This is a genomic window from Achromobacter sp. ACM03, assembly GCF_014851665.1.
GTDB lineage: Bacteria > Pseudomonadota > Gammaproteobacteria > Burkholderiales > Burkholderiaceae_B > Achromobacter > Achromobacter aegrifaciens.
In genome coordinates this window covers 502,879-519,209 of sequence record NZ_JACVAD010000002.1, presented here as the reverse complement: position 1 = coordinate 519,209, position 16,331 = coordinate 502,879, and the positions used below count along the sequence as shown (strand labels likewise).

The window sequence follows — 16,331 nt, the reverse complement described above, 5'->3', positions numbered from 1 at the left end:
TTGTAGCCCAGACCGCCGCTAGTGTCGAACCTGGAGCGGGGAAGGCGCGGACCGCGCCTGCGGCGCCTGTCTGGCCCGCTCAATCTGCGGCGAAGTCCACTTTCCTTCCAGCAGCGCGGGCTTGGGCCAGTAGTACCGCAACGTGACCATGAAGGGCCCCGCCGGCGCGGGCAGCCAGTTGGACTCCTTGCCCTTGCCGGGCGACTCCGACTGGATGTAGATCGTCATGCCGCCATCGCGATCGCGTTTGAGCGACGGCAGCATGGACGAATTGATCAGGTACCGCTTGAGCGGATTGGACGCCAGCAGCTGTTCGGGCAGGCGATACATGGTCATGGACCAGAATGCGTTGACGGGCGGCAGGCTGCGCGGGGCGAAGCGCAAGGTGTATTTGTTGCGGCCGTCCAGCGGCTGGCCTGTGCTGTCGTTTTCCAGCACGGGATAGAGCGCTTCCTCGCGGCTGTTGCCGCCGATGCCGACCTGCGTGCCGGTGGCGCGTGCGAGGTAATCGTTCTTCAGCGTATTGCGGTCGCCGAAGAGCCGATCGGTCTTGCCATTCAGGGCCTCGCGGTTCTTGTCGATATCGTTCTGGCCGTCGTGCATGCCTTCCTGCAAGGCGCGGCGCAACGCGGGGTTCATGCTGTTGAAGTCGAACTCCCGGCCGGGTTCCAGGCCGATGCTGGCAAAGCGTTCGCGCAATGATTGTTCCGAAGAATGGGTCGGCGCGAACTGCAGCAGGAAGGCAAGCTGGTTGTAGAACTCCAGCGAACTGCGCATCTGCGCGGGCGGCTCGGGCGCTATCCAGTCCACCGCCGGCGCCGGTTCCGGCGCGCGCTGCTTGCGGTAGGCGGACAGCGCCTGGATCTTGTAGCGTGACTGGATGCGCTTGACGTTGGGCAGGTCGCCCGCATTAAAGAGCTGGGTGCGCCCGACCAGATTGACCAGATCGGTCTCCGACCGGATTACCTTGGTGATGCCTGCCGGCGCCTTGCCCCTCCAGCGCGGGCCGGCCACCAGGAACCGGCCGCCGCCATTGCCCGTGCTGCGGCTGCCGATGTAGGCGAAGTTGTAGGTGTACAGGTCCATCAGCTGCAGCACGAAGTAGCGGCGCGGCTCCATGGCGGGCACGGTGATGACCACGGGTTCGGCGCGCAGGTCCAGCACCGCGAAGGTGTACGGCGTGTCGGCGTTGGGCGTGACGAAGGCGGTGTCTTCGGGCGTGAAGACGCGCGCGACGTTGTTGACCGTATTGAACGGACCTTTGTACTGGGGGTTGTTCTTGTCGATGCTGAAGGCATGCATGGTCTGGTAGCTTGCGACCATGGGCGTGCCGTAGAGATAGGCTTCGCGGGCGATGGCGCGCGCCTGCTGCGCGGTGACGCCGTCGATGCCTACCGATTGCGAACCGCTCGAATCATGGGAGTTGAAGGCGCATCCCGCCAGTCCGCCCGCCAGCGCGGCCGCGACCATCAGGCGCGCCGCCATCAGCGCGGGACCGCTGCCGCGGACCTTGGAGGAAAATCCAGTGCTACTCTGGCTATCGCGCATCCGGTGCTCCAACACAACACTGCGTGAGGTTGGCGACGCCCATGCGGCCGGCATCGCATTCAAAGCGTAAAGTCCGGGGAATTCTGGCATATTTCCTGGCGATGTAGAAGAAACAGCGAGCGAGAACAGGAACAGCACCAGCCCATGCATACGCAAGATCCGGCCGCGGAATACCCGCAGATGAACATACGCGCGTCCTCTTACTTCGTGCTGCAGGCGACGCATGCGTGCACGCGCTGCGGCGAAGAAACGCCGGTGCACGCCCTGGCGGTGCCGCCCGGCCATCAATGCACGGAAGCCGACATCGAGCTGGACGAAGCCGATGCCGACAGCCCCGGGCTGAGCCCCACGGATTTCAGCACGTGGCTGTTCAGCCCGCCGCAATGGCTGGATATTGCCGATCCCGCGCTGATTTCCCAGACCGGGCTGCTGTCGCCCGCGGTGGCGCAGGCCATGCAGGCACTGTCTCCCCACTACCGCCAGAACCCCGACAACCAAGGGCAATGGACCAACTTTTGCGCCCACTGCGGCAAGCCGATATGGGAGGGCGATCTATACCCGACACCGGGCCAGGCTTTCAGCCCCGCGGACGCCGAGGCGGCCGCGCGAATCCAGGTCCACAAGGTGGAAGAGCCATTCGGGGCCTACTACGGCATGTGCTGGACAGCCAACTACCGCAACAAGTGGCCGCTGTTCGCCCGCCTGGGCTACGAATACAGCGAAGCGGATTGACGGCGAGGGTGGCTCCGCACTCTAGCGGGACGCCTTGCCCGCCACGAATTCCAGCCCCTGCCTGGCCACGTCGAACACGGGGTAGGCCAGCGACTGCATCTTGATCATGGTGTCCAGCACCGCCGTCAACACCGACTGCCCGCCCGCGGCTTGCGTCCACGCCTGGTAGGTGGGATGCGAGGTCAGCGGCGTGCTGATGGCCGCGCGCGCCAGCAGGCAGACCAGCAGCACCGCGGCCAATAGCGCCCCCGCCTTGACCAGCGGACTCCTGAAGCGCCAGCCGCTCGCAAGCTGCGCCAGCAGCAGGCTGGTCTTGCCGATGTGGACCAGGGCGCCCAGCAGCGACAGCGTCAGGGCGAACACGGGCGCGATCATGGCTTCATAGGCCTTTTTTCCTTCGGCCTCGCGCTTGCCGCCGGCGCCGTAGTCGCGGGCCTGGCTGCGGTAGTCCTGCAGGCGGTCCATGGTGCGGCCGGCGAGCACCGGCTGGTAGTAGCGCTTGTTGAATTCGTCCGCCGAGATCACGGCCAGCGTCAGGCGCGCCACCTTGTCCGGATAGCCCAGGCTTATGCGCCATTTCTTCTGCACGACCGGATGCGCGGCAAACGCCTCCAGCCCCAGGTTGGGCGGCATGCCTTCCAGTTCGCGTTGCAGCGCCTCGTCCATCTGCTTGCGGTACTTCTGCTGCGCCAGGCGCACGAAGTAGGCTTTGTCGCCGGTGCGCCAGGAATCGGGCACCTCCAGCCCCATCTTGCGCACTTCGTCCCGCACGCGCGGCGCCACGAAGCCGGGTACCAGCTCGCCGCTGCGGTCGCGCAGGCGGGCGCGGCCCCACTTGCGGTTCTTGGCGTCCAGCCGGTCCAGGTAGTGTTCCCAATCGCGCTCGGCGCGCGCCGGGATTCGCGCCAGTTCTTTCTGGTGGTTCTGGATGCCGCGCTCGTAGAAGTATTTGTGGCGGCCGCGGATATCTTCCTGGCTGTCGACGAAACGCTGGTACTCCGCGTCCCGCCCGCCCACGTTCTGTTCGATCACGGCGCGCACCACCTCGGGCGCGATCGCCATGGTCTGCCGGCGCGCCGCGTCGGATTGCGCGGCCATGTAGGACACCACGCCCACGAAAGCCTTGCCGGCCACCGACTGTGCGTTCTCGTCGGCCCATAGCCCATCGAGCATGCTGGCGCTTACGGTGCCGGTGGCCAGCCCTTGACGCAGCAAGGCGCCAGTGACGGCGGCGGCGCGGCTTTCAGCGGTGGAGCTGTCCACCAGGGAGTCGATCAGCTTGCGCTCCCCCTGATACACCGCGGTGATGATGGCCAGCGACACAACGATCAACAACGGCACCGTGATCCGCCATCGGCGGGTGCGCGCGAAAATGACGGGCCAGACCAGCAGGGCCACGGCAAAGCCCGAAATCAAGCGTCCCCATGCCTCGGCCGTGTCCACGCGGTTGCTGGCGTTTTCAGACATCACGTCCAGCAGCCAGGCGCTGAAGCTGAATTCGATGTAGAGATACAGCAGCGTGACCACGGTCAGGACACGCAGGCCGCGGGCCTTGGGATCGCGAGTCAGGAAGCGCTGGCGCAGGCGCTGCCAGCGGGTGGGCGGCGGATTGGGTGTTTGGGTGGCCTGCTTTATCTTGGCTGCGAGATTTCGTCTCAGCGCCTCGATCGATACTTCACTCATGGGGGAATTCTTGGGTTGCTATGACCGGAGGCGGCAGTCTGCCATCCCGCCTGCCTGCCGGTAAGCGGGAATACGCCGCGACTAGCGGCGAAGATCAGCGTTTAGGCGGCCTGGGCCTGGGCTTCGAGCCGTTGGACCGGAATCGCGACAATGGCGCTTTCGCTGGCGGAAGCATCCGTGGTCAGGTGCTGGATCAGGTCCACTGTGGTGGAACGGCGGGTCAGCATCAGGCAGGTGACTTCCTCGTCCGTGACGCGCGTGGCGTGCCAGCAGCCCGGGCGCATGCAGACGCCCTGCCCCTGCGGCACGCGGAATGCCGCGAGCGTGGCCAGGTCCGGACTGCCGTCAGCCGCGCTGCGCGCCACGACCTGGATGATCTCGCCCGTCAGCGGCACGATGGCCTGCTGCGTCAGCAGATGCTTTTCCAGGCTGGAGATTTCAAAGGACTGGCTGCGGTAGTTGACCCACAGCAGCTCGGCGTCGCCGCCGGCGCCGGTGTTGAACAGATGCTCCTGCCAGAAGTCAGTATCCGGATTGGAGAACAGCGGCACGCCATTGCCGTCCGGCATGGGCTTGCCCAGCATCCAACCGTAGGCCCTGAAGGCGTCCGGCGTCAGATCGTTGATGTCCAGCTGCTTGTCGCTCGTCATGCGGAACCCTGTGGTGGCTTGGTCGCGCCGCCGCGCTTGGGAAACTCGGCGTCGTAGTCGAATTCGCCGCGCGCGATGGCCTCGAGAATGGCGGCCCGCCTGTCGGCGGCGCGCTTGAGGTTGGCGGCGGTGGGCTTGGCCCGGATGCGTTCGACGCAATGCCGGCCTTCATAGAAGAAGCCGATCTCGATGGAAGACTCGGACGCGGGCCTGACCCCGTCGAATCCCTGGCGCATCGCCCTCTCCTGTTATAGCCGATGAAGATGCACATGATATCGCTTTACACTGGCCCGACACTCCTCACCCCAGGAAGCGCAACATGACTACCAATCTGTCGTCGCACTATCTCCTGCTGGACGCCTCAGGCGCCTGTAGTGCCGTCGAAGGCGGCAACGCCTTCTGGTCGCAGCCCGAAGAGGAACTGGAGCGGTTCGGCCGCGGCTGGCTGGTGTCCGAATACGCCTTCGAAAAGGACTGGCCGCAATGGGAAATGCACCCGCAGGCCGACGAGGTCTTGCGCCTGATCGAAGGCGCCGCGGAATTGCGGCTGGAATGGCCGACGGGCGAGCAGGCCGTGCGGATGCAGGCGGGCGACGCCTATGTGGTCCCCAAGGGCATCTGGCACACGCTCAAGGTGGCCGGTCCCTGCCGCATGCTGCACATCACCATGGGCGCGGGCACGCAGCACCGGCCGCTGTAGGCCACCCGCTATCCGGGCGCGCCCGCGGTGCGGACGCGGGGAATCTCGCGGTCGTCTATCGGCCAATGCAGCGCCGCCGACAGCACGCCCAGCGCCATCGCGCCCAGCCAGATCAGGTCGTAGGACCCCGTGGCCTCGAACACCACGCCGCCCAGCCACACGCCCAGGAAGGAACCGAGCTGGTGGCCGAAGAACACGAAGCCGAACAGGGTCGTGATGTAGCGCACGCCGAACACCTGGGATATCAGCCCGTTGGTGAGCGGCACCGTGCCCAGCCAGACAAAGCCCATGACCGCCGCGAACACATATACGGTCCACGACGACAGCGGCAGCAGCACGAACAGCGCGATAGCGGCCGTGCGCAGCAGGTAGATGCCGGCCAGCAGGTACTTGCGGCGGTGGCGTCCGCCCAGCACGCCGCAGACATAAGTGCCCATGACGTTGGTCAGCGCGATGATGGCCAACGCCGCCACCGCGTCGGACGCGCGCAGGCCTTTGTCCATCAGGTAGGCGGGCAAATGCGTGCCGATGAAGGCCAGCTGGAAACCGCAGGCCAGGAAACCCAGGTTCAGCAACCAGAAGCCGGGCTGGGCGAAGGCCTCGCGTATGGCCGCGGACATGGACAGCCCCGCCTCGCCCGCGGACGCGCCCTGCTCCCGGCCGGGAGACTCCCGCAGCGGCCAAGCCAGGGGCAGCAGCACGGCCAACGCCAGCGCGAACGACAGCAGGGCCGCGACCCAGCCCCAGCCGCTGATCAGCCATTGGGCGGCCGGCACCATGGTGAACTGGCCCAGGCCGCCCACGGCGCCCGCCACGCCCAGCGCCCAGCTGCGGCGCTCGGGCGCCACCAGCCGGCTGAGCGCGCCGTAGATCGCGGCAAATGCAGTGCCGGACAGCGCGATGCCTATGCATACCCCGGCGGTCCACAGGAACCCGGCGGGCGTAGTGGCGTGCGCCATGCCTACCAACCCCAGCGCATAGAACACCAGCCCGCCCGCGATCACCTTGGCCGAGCCGTAGCGGTCGGCAATCATGCCGGTAAAGGGTTGGACCACGCCCCAGGTCAGGTTCTGCACCGCCATCGCCATGGCGAAGGTCTCGCGGCTCCAGCCCCGGTCCATCGTGACGGGCAGGAGGAACAGGCCCTGCACGTGGCGCACGCCCAGCGCCAGGCCCATGATGACGCCGCCGGCCAGCACCAGCAGCAACAGCTGAGAAGCATCGAGTGAAGACTTGCGCAGGACGGGCATGGCGGACCTCGGCAGTGGAACGTCGCCTGCGTGCGAGCAGGCACCGGCGTCCATTACAGGGCCGCAGGACGCGCGCATCAACCGATTATTTTTTGTTCGCTGCATGCATGGCGGGAATGCCAGCGCTGCCCCTTTCCGGACAGCGGCGGCAGTGTTGTTAACGGTTTGTTTTCTAAAGTTACATTTGCCGCGCAATTGCCCGCTGACGCTGGTTACAGTGCTGCCTTTCCCATCATTCTTGGCAGGCATACGACCATGTGGCACGCCCAGCCCGGCCTTTACGCTTGCGCGGTTGCAGCCCGCGCCGCTGCACAATGAAGACCCCGCTCGCCCTCAAACCCCTGGCGCTGGCAGTGGCGCTGGCCGCCCTGCCCGCCGTGCCCGGCGCGGCGCAGGCCAGGTCCAACTGGATCGACCAGTGCGCCCCTGGCTACAACGAATACAACGGCGCCAACCTGGAATGCCAGCAGGCCTTCCACGAAGGGCTGGCCGCCGTGCTGACCGGATCGGCCGATGACGACGCCGGCCGCTGGGGCTATCTCGACAAGCGAGGCCGCATGGCCATCGCGCCGTCCTTCCAGGAGGCCAAGTCCTTTCAGAACGGCCTGGCCGCCGTGAACCAGGATGGGCTATGGGGCTATATCGATACGCAAGGGCAATGGGCGATCAAGCCGCGCTTTTCCGAGGCAACGGGCTTTAACGCCGAGGGTTCCGCACTGGCCGAGGAAGACGGGCACGATGTGCTGATCGACCGCAAGGGCAACATCATCAAGATCTTCGAGCTGGGCACGCGCTCGTGGGGCTTCCAGCGGGGGCAGAAGCTGGCATCGATGGAGATGCCCATGCCGCCGCGCCTGTTCAATACCGCAACCGGCAAGGCGGCGACGCTGCCTGCCGGCGTCATGGCGCTGGCCGCGCCCAGCGGCGGCTACCTGCCCGCCCAGTTGCGCGATTCGCGCTACAGCGGCTGGTGGGGGCTGCTGGACGAGCAGGCCCGCTGGGCGATCGCGCCGGACGTGTTGCGCGCCCGCGAGCCCGCATTGCGCGACGGCGACGTGCTGGCGGTGAGCCGCGACGCAGGCTGGACGTTCGTGGATCCGCGCGGCAAGACCATCCACAAGCAGCGCTATGAGCACGTGCAACTGGCGGGGCCTGGGCTATGGCTGGTCAAGCAGAAAGGCGCGGGCAAGGCGCTGCTGTTGAACGCCAAGCTCGGCGTCCAGCATGCATTCAAGGGCAATTACATCGGCCTGGATGAACGCGAGGGCTGGCGCGTCATGATCGATGACGAAGCCGTGCTGCTGATCGATCCCGCCGGCAATTTCCGCAAGATAGACGCGCGCCATGGCCGCGTGCAGCTGAGCAACGGGCAGGCCTGGGTGACGGCTTCCCTGCCACCGCGCGCCGTGGATATGGCGGTCGACGCGGCCGAGGCCGCGGCAGTGGCAGCCGATGCCGCAGCGGCCGGCGCCGCCGCGGTCCCGGATGACGGTCCCGGAGAGGCGGTGGAGGCCTCGGCCGACGCCGCAATTGCGGCGCAGGAGGCGGTCGCCGCGGCAGCCGCGGCCTCGGAAGCCGAGACCGTGGCCGTCGACGTCGCCACGCCTGCCGCAATGGACGTGGCCGCCGCCGCAGTGGACGCCGCCGCGCAAGCGACGAGCGCGGATGCCGCGCCCGACACCGGCGGCGGCCTGCTGCAGATCTATACGCGCGAAGGCAAGCCGCTGCTGGACGCCGACACCGTCGCACGCCTGCAGGACTACGACATCAGGGCCTTTTCCGCGCGCGAGTCCGCACACGGCCGGGCCTTCGCGGACAGCTTGCCGCTGGCCCTGTTGCGGCCCCTGGACTATACGCAGCCTCTCGGCATACTGACGTCCAAGGGCAAGATCGTGACCAACCCGGACTGGGAGGACATGTCCAGCTACGACGTGACCATGCCCTTGCCGGTGCGCGCCGCCAACGGCAAGTATGGCGCCATCGACGCCGACGGCAACTGGGCTGTGCAGCCGCGCTACAGCGTCATCCATCCGTTCCGCGGCGGCTACGCGCAGGCGGGCGCGGGGCGCAGCCGCAGCGACGGCGACCAGTTGATCGACGCCCGAGGCAAGGCCGTCGCGGTCCCTGCCGAGATACTGGACGGCGCCAGGTACTTCGATGGCGAACTGATCCAGTACCGCGCGCCGGACGAAAACCGCGAGAACCGCTGGGGCATCTGGAATGTCGCCAAGGGTGCGCCCGCCGTCAAGCCGGTGTACGAAAGCATGGAGAAGTTCGAAGACGATTGGACCAAGGTCCAGCACCAGGACCGCTGGGGCGTCATGAACCGCGAGGGCAAATGGGTGGTGCCCGCCACGCAGGACAGCTCGTACAAACTCGAATATCTGGGCAACGGCCTCATGCTGGTCGAGGACAACGCTCCCGGACAACGCTCCCGCAGCTCGTTCGACACCACCTACCGCCTGGTGAACCTGCGCACCGGCAAGCCCAGCGAGCCCGTGACCGGCAAACCTGAGCGCCTGAAGGACGGACGCTACCTGGCCGCGCTGGCGGGCGGCGGAACCATGTTGTTCGACGCCAAGGGCGGCGCCACGCGAGTCTCCGACGGCCGAGCCAAGCGCACGGAGCTCTACCAGCACTGGCTCTACATCGAACATGACGACCGCGAGGGCGCCATCGATGCCCGCGGCAACATGAAGGTTCCCGCCATCTACGGCGAGTTCAATCCCTTCTTCGCGCAGCCCGAGGGACTGGCGCGCGCCTACAACGGCTCCGACTACCGCGTGATCGACCAGGAAGGCAAGACCGTGCTGGGCAAGCTGGGCGACGGCTCGCCGCTGGCAACCATGCAGCGCATCGTGTTCCACGACTCGGAAAATTCCGTCAGCATCATGACGGACCTGCAGGGCCGCGAGATCACGCGCATCGACGGCACCTACAGCGTGGAAGACCGCAGCGCCAACGAAGGCGTAGCCCCCTATCGCAGCCGCTCGGGCAACGGCAGGCACGGCTTCATCGATGCCAACGGCAAGCGCATCGTGGGACCGCACTTCGACACGCTGGGCCCGCTGAACAACGGCCTGGCGGTGGCGCGCCGCCTGCAGTATTCCGGCACGCTATATGGCTACATCGACCTGACGGGACGCTATGCGATTCCGCCCGTCTTTACCTGGGCCGGAAACTTCAGCGAAGAACGCGCGCTGGTCCGCAGCAACCATCAGGGCCGGAACACGCAGTACATCGATACCAAGGGCGTGCCCATCGCCACGTTCACCGAGGTATGCGACACGGTGACCATCCTGGACGACCAGGGCAGGATCACCTGGCCGCAGCAGAAAATGGATTGCCCCGTGGCCGACAAGTTCGAACTCGCCCCCGACAACGCCAAAGCGAAACAACCATGAAGTCACGCGCGATACGCACCACCCGCCTTGCCTGCGCCCTGGCCGCGCTGGGCGCGTCCCTGTCGACGCATGCGCAATACTCGTACTGCATCGAGGAAAAGCCCTACAGCGTCGCAGCCGACGACGACATCAGTCCCTACGCCAACGGCTGCATCCGCACGCTGGCGGACCAACGCGCCGCAGTGCTGCTGCCGTCCGCGCTGGTGAACATCGACCGCGTGCCGCGCGATCATTCGCTGCGCCGCCATGCCTGGGGTTTCCTGGACCAGAACGGCCGGCTGGCGATTTCGCCCATCTTCGAAGCGGTGGGCGATTTCCGTCACGGCCTGGCCGCGGTGAAATGGAAAGGCAGGTGGGGCTTCATCGACACCAAAGGCCGGATGGCGGTGCCGCCGCGCTATGACGCCGTGCAGGACTATGCCGAGATCGGCCTGACCGTGGCCATACTGGACGGCCGCTATCTATTGATAGACCGCAAGGGCCAGCCGGTGGGCGCACCGTTGGACGAAGGCGTGCAGTCCTTGCACGTGGGCGCGGGCGTGCCGGCGCTGGCGACGGTGGAATACAAGCCGGAGTACCGCTCCAGCACCGGCGAACGCCGTTACAGCGATGCCGGCGTCAGCATCATCAAGTCCTATGGCAACGGCCTGTACATCGCCACCAACAAGGAAGGCCGGCACGGTCTGGTGGACCGGGACTGGAAGTGGGTGCTCGAGCCCGACTATCAGGACATCTCGGTGCCGGGCGAAGACGGCTCGATGGCCGTCGCCTATGGCGACGGCGATGCGCTGCTGCTGGACCTCGATGGCAAGCCCGTGGGCGCTGACCAGGGCTATCGCAGCCTGATGCCCGTGACCAAGGCATTCTGGAGCGCCGAGCTCGGCCGCGGTTCCTATGTGGTGCTGGATAGCGGCGGCAAGCCCGTCGTTACGCTCAAGTCCGCCGAAGCGCAGGAATCGCAGCGCCACGGCGACGCCATCGTCTACCCCTCGGGCGGCAAGCAGATGGCGCTGGTTCCGGGGCGCGCGGAGCCGCTGACGCTGGGCGCGGGCCTGTTCGTGGCCGAGGACCAGAACGGCTACGTGCTGTTCTCGAACGAGGAACGCGTACCGGTTGGCCTGCTGACGCCGATGGGCAACTGGCTGCACGGCGAAACGGCGCCCGCCTGGCTCAAGGACACCGGCAGGATGGTGGTCAGCCAGGGCAAGCTGTGGCTCTTCAAGCAGGAAGGCGAACTGCTCAACGTGCTGGACGATGAAGGCCGCCTGCTGCTCAAGCCCGAAACGGTGGAAGCCGCCAAGAGCCGCTCGCTCAAGGAGCTGCCGCTGGACATACCCGGCAGCGCACTGGGCCTGCTGGCCCAGGACCACTGCCAATGCACCGAGGACGGCGCTGGCCTGCTGCTGGCCGACGGCGGCATTGCCTCCGACCCGGCCTGGCGCAGCATCATCCCGCTGGACGGATCCGACGAGGATTACGGCGCGCAGGCGGATGCGGAAGCCGCCGGACTCAAGGCGGAGCAGCTGCGCTACGCAGCCCAGACCGCCGCAGGCCTGCTGCTGCTCGATGCCGTGGGCAAGCCCATGGATCTGCCCGCGCAGCAGCACATCGGGCCGTTCCGCCATGGTTACGCACCGGCCTACGCCGATGGCGTGAGCCGCATGCTGGACCGCAGCGGCAAGACCTACGACCTGCCCCGCGACTTCTTCGAAGCGCAGATCGTCGCCCCCGGCGTGGTCCGTTTCCTCAAGACCGCAGCCGAGGGCTCGCCCTGGGGCCTGTACGACTTCGTCGCCGGCAAGGAAATCGCCGCGCCCGCGTTCCAGGACATCGGCCTCTTCCAGGACGGCCAGGCGGTCGCCTCGCTGGGCCAGGATCGCGTCGGCATCATCGACCTTAAGGGCAAGTGGATCGTGCCGCCCAGCCACCACAGCGCGGAACGCATCACCGCCAAGATCTGGAAGCTGCGCCAGGCCGGCCCGCAGCAGGAAGAGTACGAACGTCCCGCGGCCGTCTTCAACGCCGAGGGCCGCGCGCTGACCGCCTTCCGGCCCAAGCTCTCGGTCGGCGTGGACAGCGAAGGCTCAATCGCAGCCAGCGACGACAAACACCGCTGGACCATTGCGCCTGACGGCTCGCAAGCGGTGGACATGGAAGATGCGGACTACGTGCGCATGGGCGACTGGACGGTGTTGCGCCGCCAGCCGCGCCAAGGCTATCTGGACAGCCAGGGGCAATGGCAGATCGCGCCGTCCTCGGCCGTCGCCGGCGCCTTCCGCGGTGCCCCCGCCCGCGCCCTGCTGACGGGCGAAGACGGTCCGCGCCTGATCGACGACCAAGGCAAGACCGTGACCGCGTTGCCCGCCGGCGAATGGCGCTGGCCGCTGGGCTCCGACATGCTGCTGCGGCATTACTACGCGGGCAACCGGGAGATGACCGACTACACCGGCCTGGACGGCAAGAAGCGGCTTTCCGTCGAGGGCCTTGCGTCAGCCTATTCCGAAGGGCGCGCGGTAACGCGCGTGTCCAACCGCGGCATGCGCGCGCTGGACGGCAAGGGCGCGCTGTCCGGCCCGGCATTCGACGCGCTGGGCCCGCTGCGCGAAGGCCTGGCGCCGGTCGGCATCGATAGCGGCTACGGCTACGTGGATGCGCAGGGCAAGGTCGCGATCGCCGCGGATTACCGGGTGGTCGCGCCATTCAGCAAGGGCCGCGCGGTGGTATCCACGCTGGAGCAATCGATGATCATCGATCCCTCCGGCAAACAGGTGGCGCGCGTGGAAATGGAATGCGGCATGCGCACGCTGTACGGCTCGCACAACCAGCGGCTGTGGCCGCTGAGCCTGCCGAGCCGCTGCCCCCGCTAGCGTCGCGCGCTTACTGCGTGTCCAGCGCCAGGTAGCGGCGCGTCTGCACGATCTCCTCCCGCTCCTTGAAGCTGGTGAGCTGATCGGCCAGCGCGCTGCTGTCGCCTGTCTGCTTGATGGCCGCAAGCGTGGCCTGCATGGCGTGGATAGCGGCACGCTGCAGGTCCGATGGGATGATCGCCAGGCGGTAGCCCATGGCCGCCAGGTCGGCCAGCGGCGTGAGCGGCGTCTTGCCGCCGTAGAACATGTTGATCAGCTTCAGGCCCGGCAGGCGTTCGGCGATGGCGCGGATCTGCTCCAGCGTCTCGGGCGCTTCCACGAAGATCATGTCCGCGCCCGCCTTCAGATAGCGCTCGGCGCGCGAAAGCGCGGCCTCGAAACCTTCGACCGCAATGGCGTCGGTGCGCGCGATCACCAGCGCATCGGGGTCGCTCAGCGTCTGGCGCGCGATGTGCACCTTGCGGCACATTTCCTCGGCGTCCACCAGGCTCTTGTCGTCCAGGTGGCCGCAGCGCTTGGGGAAGGACTGGTCTTCGATATGGAAGGCCGCCACGCCGGCGCGTTCCATGATGCGCACGGTGCGCTCCACGTTGGCCGAACCGCCAAAGCCGGTGTCGGCATCGGCCACCACCGGCAGGCCGCTGGCGTCCACGATCTTTTCCACGCGGTCCATGACCTCGGTGAAGCTGAGCAGGCCGATGTCCGGATAGCCGGCTGCGCGCGCGATGGCGCCGCCGCTGGCGTAGACGGCGGAAAAGCCGGCCGCGGCCACCAGCCGGGCCGACATGCCGTCATAGGCGCCGGGCGCCACGACGATGTCGCGGGCCAGGTGCTGGCGCAACAGGGTGCTGGGTTTGATGGGGGCAGTCATGCGGATTCCTTTGCGGGTGTCGTCGATGTATGCATGATCGGCCCGTCGCAATAGAATGTCCAATATATGGAAAATTCATAATCAATACTTTCAAAGTACCAATATGGAACTGCGTCACCTGCGTTACTTCGTCGCCACAGCCGAGGCCCAGCACTTCACACGCGCGGCCGAGCAGCTGGGCATGGCGCAGCCGCCGCTGTCGCAGCAGATCCGCCAACTGGAGCAGGAAGTCGGCACGCCGCTGTTCGATCGCACCGGGCGTGGCGTTGCGCTGAACGATGCCGGACGCGCCTTCCTGGTCTGCGCGCAAGACATCCTGCAGCGGGCAGACGCCGCTGTGCGCACGGCGCAGCGGGCCGCGCGCGGCGAAGTCGGCGAACTGACATTGGGATTCACGGAATCCGCGTCCTTCAGCGGCGTGGTGACGGAATTGATACGGCAGTACCGGCAGCGCTATCCGGACGTGGAGATGACGCTGTCGCAGGGCGATAGCGAAACGCTGGTGACGCAACTGCGCAGCGGCGCGATCGACGCGGCCTTCGTGCGCCCGCCCTTCGCGCTGGACGGCGGCCTGGCATTCACGCAACTGGCGCAGGAACCGCTGGTGGTGGCGCTGCCGCTGGGCCACGCGCTGGCGCGGCGCAAGCGGCTGGCACCCTCCGATCTGGAGCAGGAACGCTTCATCCTGTATTCGCGCAAATCCGGCTATGGACTCAGCGCCGACATCATGGCCGCCTGCCGCCAGCATGGACTGAATCCGCAGATCGGCCAGCGCGCGCCGCAACTGTCGTCGGCGGTGAACCTGGTAGCGGCGGGCATGGGGGTGGCCATCGTACCGGAATCACTGCGCCATCTGCGCCCCGACGGCGTGGTGTACCGCCCTTTCGCGCTGGACTGGCCGCGCGCGGTGCTGGGCCTGGCTGTGCGCGAAGAAGGCGCGGGCGGGCGGGTGCGCAATCTGCTGGCGTTGGCCGGCGGCTGAAGATCTTTACTCCATCGCCAGCCGACGATTCAGCCTTCGTGCGATTCGTGCACAGCCACGGCGCCGCGTTTCCAGTAGCTGGCCGCACGGATGCGGCTCTTGTCGACGCCGTGCTGCGCAACCATGATTTCCCGCACGGCCTTGGCCGCGGCCGATTCCGCGGCCACCCAGGCATAGCCTTCGCCCGGCGGCAGTGTCAGCTCGCGCGCGGCTTCCAGCAACAGAGTGCTGTAGCCCGCCGCGGTGCCGTTGCGGTGCAGCCAGCGCACCGAGGCTTGCGCTGCGGTAGCCAGCGGGATTTCGTTGGAAGCATCCGGCACTTCGATCAGCACCAGCGCCTGCGCGCTGGCCGGCAGCTCTTCCAGTCGGCGGGCGATGGCGGGCAAGGCGGTTTCATCTCCGATCAGCACATGCCAGTCGAAGCCCGTGGGTACGACGAAGGAGCCGCGCGGCCCGCCTATGCCCAGCAGTTGGCCCGGCTTGGCCTGTTCGGCCCAGGTGGACGCGGGGCCGTCGCCGTGCAGCACGAAGTCGATGACGAGCTCCTTGCGCGCCGCGTCGAAAAAGCGCGGCGTGTAGTCGCGGGCGGCGGGCTTGGGCATGTCCTCCGGGAACTTGATGCCGTCCGGTGTCACCGCCGGCAGCGCTGGCGGCAGGGAAGGATCGGCGGGAAAGAACAGTTTGACGTGGTCGTCGAACGAGGCGGACACGAAGTCCTGCAGTTCGTCGCCGGTGAAGGTGACGCGGGCCATCAGGCCTGCGACGCGTTCGACGCTGGCCACGGTCAGCGTGCGCATCTTCAGGTTGTGGCGGACGCGTTCGACATTCAGGTCGTTGCGGGTCATGGATACTCCAGGAATGAGGTCTTCAGGAACAGCTCTGTTCCGTGATGTCGGCAGTGGCGCGGGCCAGGATGGCCGCGATGCGCCGCTGCTCGGCGGGCGAGGCGTCGGTGCGGTCCAGCAGCGCGCGCTTGAGCGCCTGGCGCGCGGCCACGAACTCCGGCAGCCAGCCGGTGGCGGTGTCTTCGCCTTCGGGGCCGACGTTGCGCGGCTGGCCGCTCCAGGCCTGGCGCATCCAGTCCATCTTGCGCGCCACGTGCTTGAGCTTGTTGAACATCAGCGCCAGGCGTTCGCGATTGCCGTCCAGGTGCGCACGGCCCGGTTCCGCCAGGTGATAGCGCTTCTTCGCGCCCTCTTGCTCGACGGTGGCGTAGCCCAGTTCTTCCAGGTAGGTCAGCGCGGGATACACCATGCCGGGGCTGGGCGTGTAAAAGCCGTTGCTGAGCGCACCCAGCGCCTTGATCAGCTCGTAGCCATGGCTGGGATTCTTTTCCAGCAGGCCCAGCAGCATCAGCTGCAGGTCGTCGGCGCTGACTTTGCGGCTGCGGGTCCAGCCGCGGCCGTCGTCGCCGAAACCGCCGCCGAAGCCGCCGCCTTCGCCGCGCTCGTCGGCCGGACCGGAGAACCAGTCCCCGCCCGCGGCGGCGTGGCGCTGGCGGTGGCCATGGCCTTCGCCGTGGTGGCGATGGTGCCCATGGGGATGATGGGAATGGGAATGATCGTGGCGGCCCTGCGGCTTCTGGCGGGCTCGGCGCACGAATGCGGTAAGGAATTGGGCATCACGCATGGTTTACCTCCGATA

13 protein-coding genes are annotated in these 16,331 nt (G+C 67.1%); 5 read left to right on the top strand and 8 right to left on the bottom strand.

All coding sequences use genetic code 11. From position 1 onward, the window contains the following. Positions 1-18 precede the first annotated feature (18 nt). On the bottom strand, positions 19-1,548 hold the full coding sequence (locus IB257_RS10650; RefSeq protein ID WP_192492273.1) for a DUF1254 domain-containing protein: 1,530 nt from the start codon (positions 1,546-1,548) through the stop codon (positions 19-21). 144 nt (positions 1,549-1,692) lie between these two features. Between IB257_RS10650 and IB257_RS10645 the strand changes: the two genes are divergently transcribed. Next, complete coding sequence (locus IB257_RS10645; RefSeq protein WP_125470304.1) at positions 1,693-2,280, top strand: hypothetical protein; 588 nt, start codon at positions 1,693-1,695, stop codon at positions 2,278-2,280. A gap of 21 nt (positions 2,281-2,301) precedes the next feature. Here IB257_RS10645 and IB257_RS10640 read toward each other — a convergent pair whose 3' ends face one another. The 3 genes from IB257_RS10640 to IB257_RS10630 form a co-directional block, all read right to left on the bottom strand. Next, positions 2,302-3,963 (bottom strand): hypothetical protein, encoded by a 1,662-nt coding sequence (locus IB257_RS10640; RefSeq protein ID WP_192492272.1) that lies wholly within the window; start codon positions 3,961-3,963, stop codon positions 2,302-2,304. Between the two features lie 101 nt (positions 3,964-4,064). Further along, positions 4,065-4,613, bottom strand: coding sequence for an ureidoglycolate lyase (locus IB257_RS10635; protein ID WP_054458830.1), 549 nt, complete (start codon positions 4,611-4,613; stop codon positions 4,065-4,067). Beyond that, on the bottom strand, positions 4,610-4,849 hold the full coding sequence (locus IB257_RS10630; RefSeq protein ID WP_054458828.1) for an Arm DNA-binding domain-containing protein: 240 nt from the start codon (positions 4,847-4,849) through the stop codon (positions 4,610-4,612). Before IB257_RS10630 ends, IB257_RS10635 begins: the two co-directional genes overlap by 4 nt. 83 nt (positions 4,850-4,932) lie before the next feature. Here IB257_RS10630 and IB257_RS10625 point away from each other — a divergent pair, with 83 nt between their 5' ends. Then, a complete protein-coding gene (locus IB257_RS10625) occupies positions 4,933-5,313 on the top strand; it encodes a cupin domain-containing protein (protein WP_054458825.1) in 381 nt (126 codons plus the stop codon). 8 nt (positions 5,314-5,321) lie between these two features. Here IB257_RS10625 and IB257_RS10620 read toward each other — a convergent pair whose 3' ends face one another. Next, on the bottom strand, positions 5,322-6,563 hold the full coding sequence (locus tag IB257_RS10620) for an MFS transporter (RefSeq protein ID WP_119451691.1): 1,242 nt from the start codon (positions 6,561-6,563) through the stop codon (positions 5,322-5,324). 314 nt (positions 6,564-6,877) lie between these two features. Between IB257_RS10620 and IB257_RS10615 the strand changes: the two genes are divergently transcribed. Then, positions 6,878-9,967 (top strand): WG repeat-containing protein, encoded by a 3,090-nt coding sequence (locus IB257_RS10615; RefSeq protein ID WP_192492271.1) that lies wholly within the window; start codon positions 6,878-6,880, stop codon positions 9,965-9,967. Next, entirely contained in the window at positions 9,964-12,834 is a 2,871-nt protein-coding gene (locus IB257_RS10610) for a WG repeat-containing protein (protein ID WP_192492270.1), read from the top strand. Before IB257_RS10615 ends, IB257_RS10610 begins: the two co-directional genes overlap by 4 nt. A 10-nt stretch (positions 12,835-12,844) precedes the next feature. On the opposite strand, the gene IB257_RS10605 is transcribed toward IB257_RS10610, so the two are convergent. Next, positions 12,845-13,705, bottom strand: a complete 861-nt coding sequence (locus tag IB257_RS10605) for an oxaloacetate decarboxylase (RefSeq protein ID WP_175180469.1) — start codon at positions 13,703-13,705, stop codon at positions 12,845-12,847. Between the two features lie 103 nt (positions 13,706-13,808). Between IB257_RS10605 and IB257_RS10600 the strand changes: the two genes are divergently transcribed. Continuing rightward, positions 13,809-14,687, top strand: coding sequence for a LysR family transcriptional regulator (locus tag IB257_RS10600; RefSeq protein ID WP_125470313.1), 879 nt, complete (start codon positions 13,809-13,811; stop codon positions 14,685-14,687). A gap of 29 nt (positions 14,688-14,716) precedes the next feature. Here IB257_RS10600 and IB257_RS10595 read toward each other — a convergent pair whose 3' ends face one another. Further along, on the bottom strand, positions 14,717-15,532 hold the full coding sequence (locus IB257_RS10595; RefSeq protein WP_054458815.1) for a siderophore-interacting protein: 816 nt from the start codon (positions 15,530-15,532) through the stop codon (positions 14,717-14,719). A gap of 22 nt (positions 15,533-15,554) precedes the next feature. After that, positions 15,555-16,316 carry a PadR family transcriptional regulator gene (locus IB257_RS31530; RefSeq protein ID WP_225588870.1) on the bottom strand — a complete coding sequence of 254 codons (762 nt, stop codon included), beginning with the start codon at positions 16,314-16,316 and terminating at the stop codon, positions 15,555-15,557. Between the last annotated feature and the right edge of the window lie 15 nt (positions 16,317-16,331).

Coding starts and splice junctions, on each gene's coding strand:
- IB257_RS10635 (WP_054458830.1), bottom strand. CDS start 4,613: ATGACGAGCGACAAGCAGCTGGACATCAACGATCTGACGCCGGACGCC.
- IB257_RS10595 (WP_054458815.1), bottom strand. CDS start 15,532: ATGACCCGCAACGACCTGAATGTCGAACGCGTCCGCCACAACCTGAAG.
- IB257_RS10600 (WP_125470313.1), top strand. CDS start 13,809: ATGGAACTGCGTCACCTGCGTTACTTCGTCGCCACAGCCGAGGCCCAG.
- IB257_RS10620 (WP_119451691.1), bottom strand. CDS start 6,563: ATGCCCGTCCTGCGCAAGTCTTCACTCGATGCTTCTCAGCTGTTGCTG.
- IB257_RS10610 (WP_192492270.1), top strand. CDS start 9,964: ATGAAGTCACGCGCGATACGCACCACCCGCCTTGCCTGCGCCCTGGCC.
- IB257_RS31530 (WP_225588870.1), bottom strand. CDS start 16,316: ATGCGTGATGCCCAATTCCTTACCGCATTCGTGCGCCGAGCCCGCCAG.
- IB257_RS10630 (WP_054458828.1), bottom strand. CDS start 4,849: ATGCGCCAGGGATTCGACGGGGTCAGGCCCGCGTCCGAGTCTTCCATC.
- IB257_RS10605 (WP_175180469.1), bottom strand. CDS start 13,705: ATGACTGCCCCCATCAAACCCAGCACCCTGTTGCGCCAGCACCTGGCC.
- IB257_RS10615 (WP_192492271.1), top strand. CDS start 6,878: ATGAAGACCCCGCTCGCCCTCAAACCCCTGGCGCTGGCAGTGGCGCTG.
- IB257_RS10625 (WP_054458825.1), top strand. CDS start 4,933: ATGACTACCAATCTGTCGTCGCACTATCTCCTGCTGGACGCCTCAGGC.
- IB257_RS10640 (WP_192492272.1), bottom strand. CDS start 3,963: ATGAGTGAAGTATCGATCGAGGCGCTGAGACGAAATCTCGCAGCCAAG.
- IB257_RS10645 (WP_125470304.1), top strand. CDS start 1,693: ATGCATACGCAAGATCCGGCCGCGGAATACCCGCAGATGAACATACGC.
- IB257_RS10650 (WP_192492273.1), bottom strand. CDS start 1,548: ATGCGCGATAGCCAGAGTAGCACTGGATTTTCCTCCAAGGTCCGCGGC.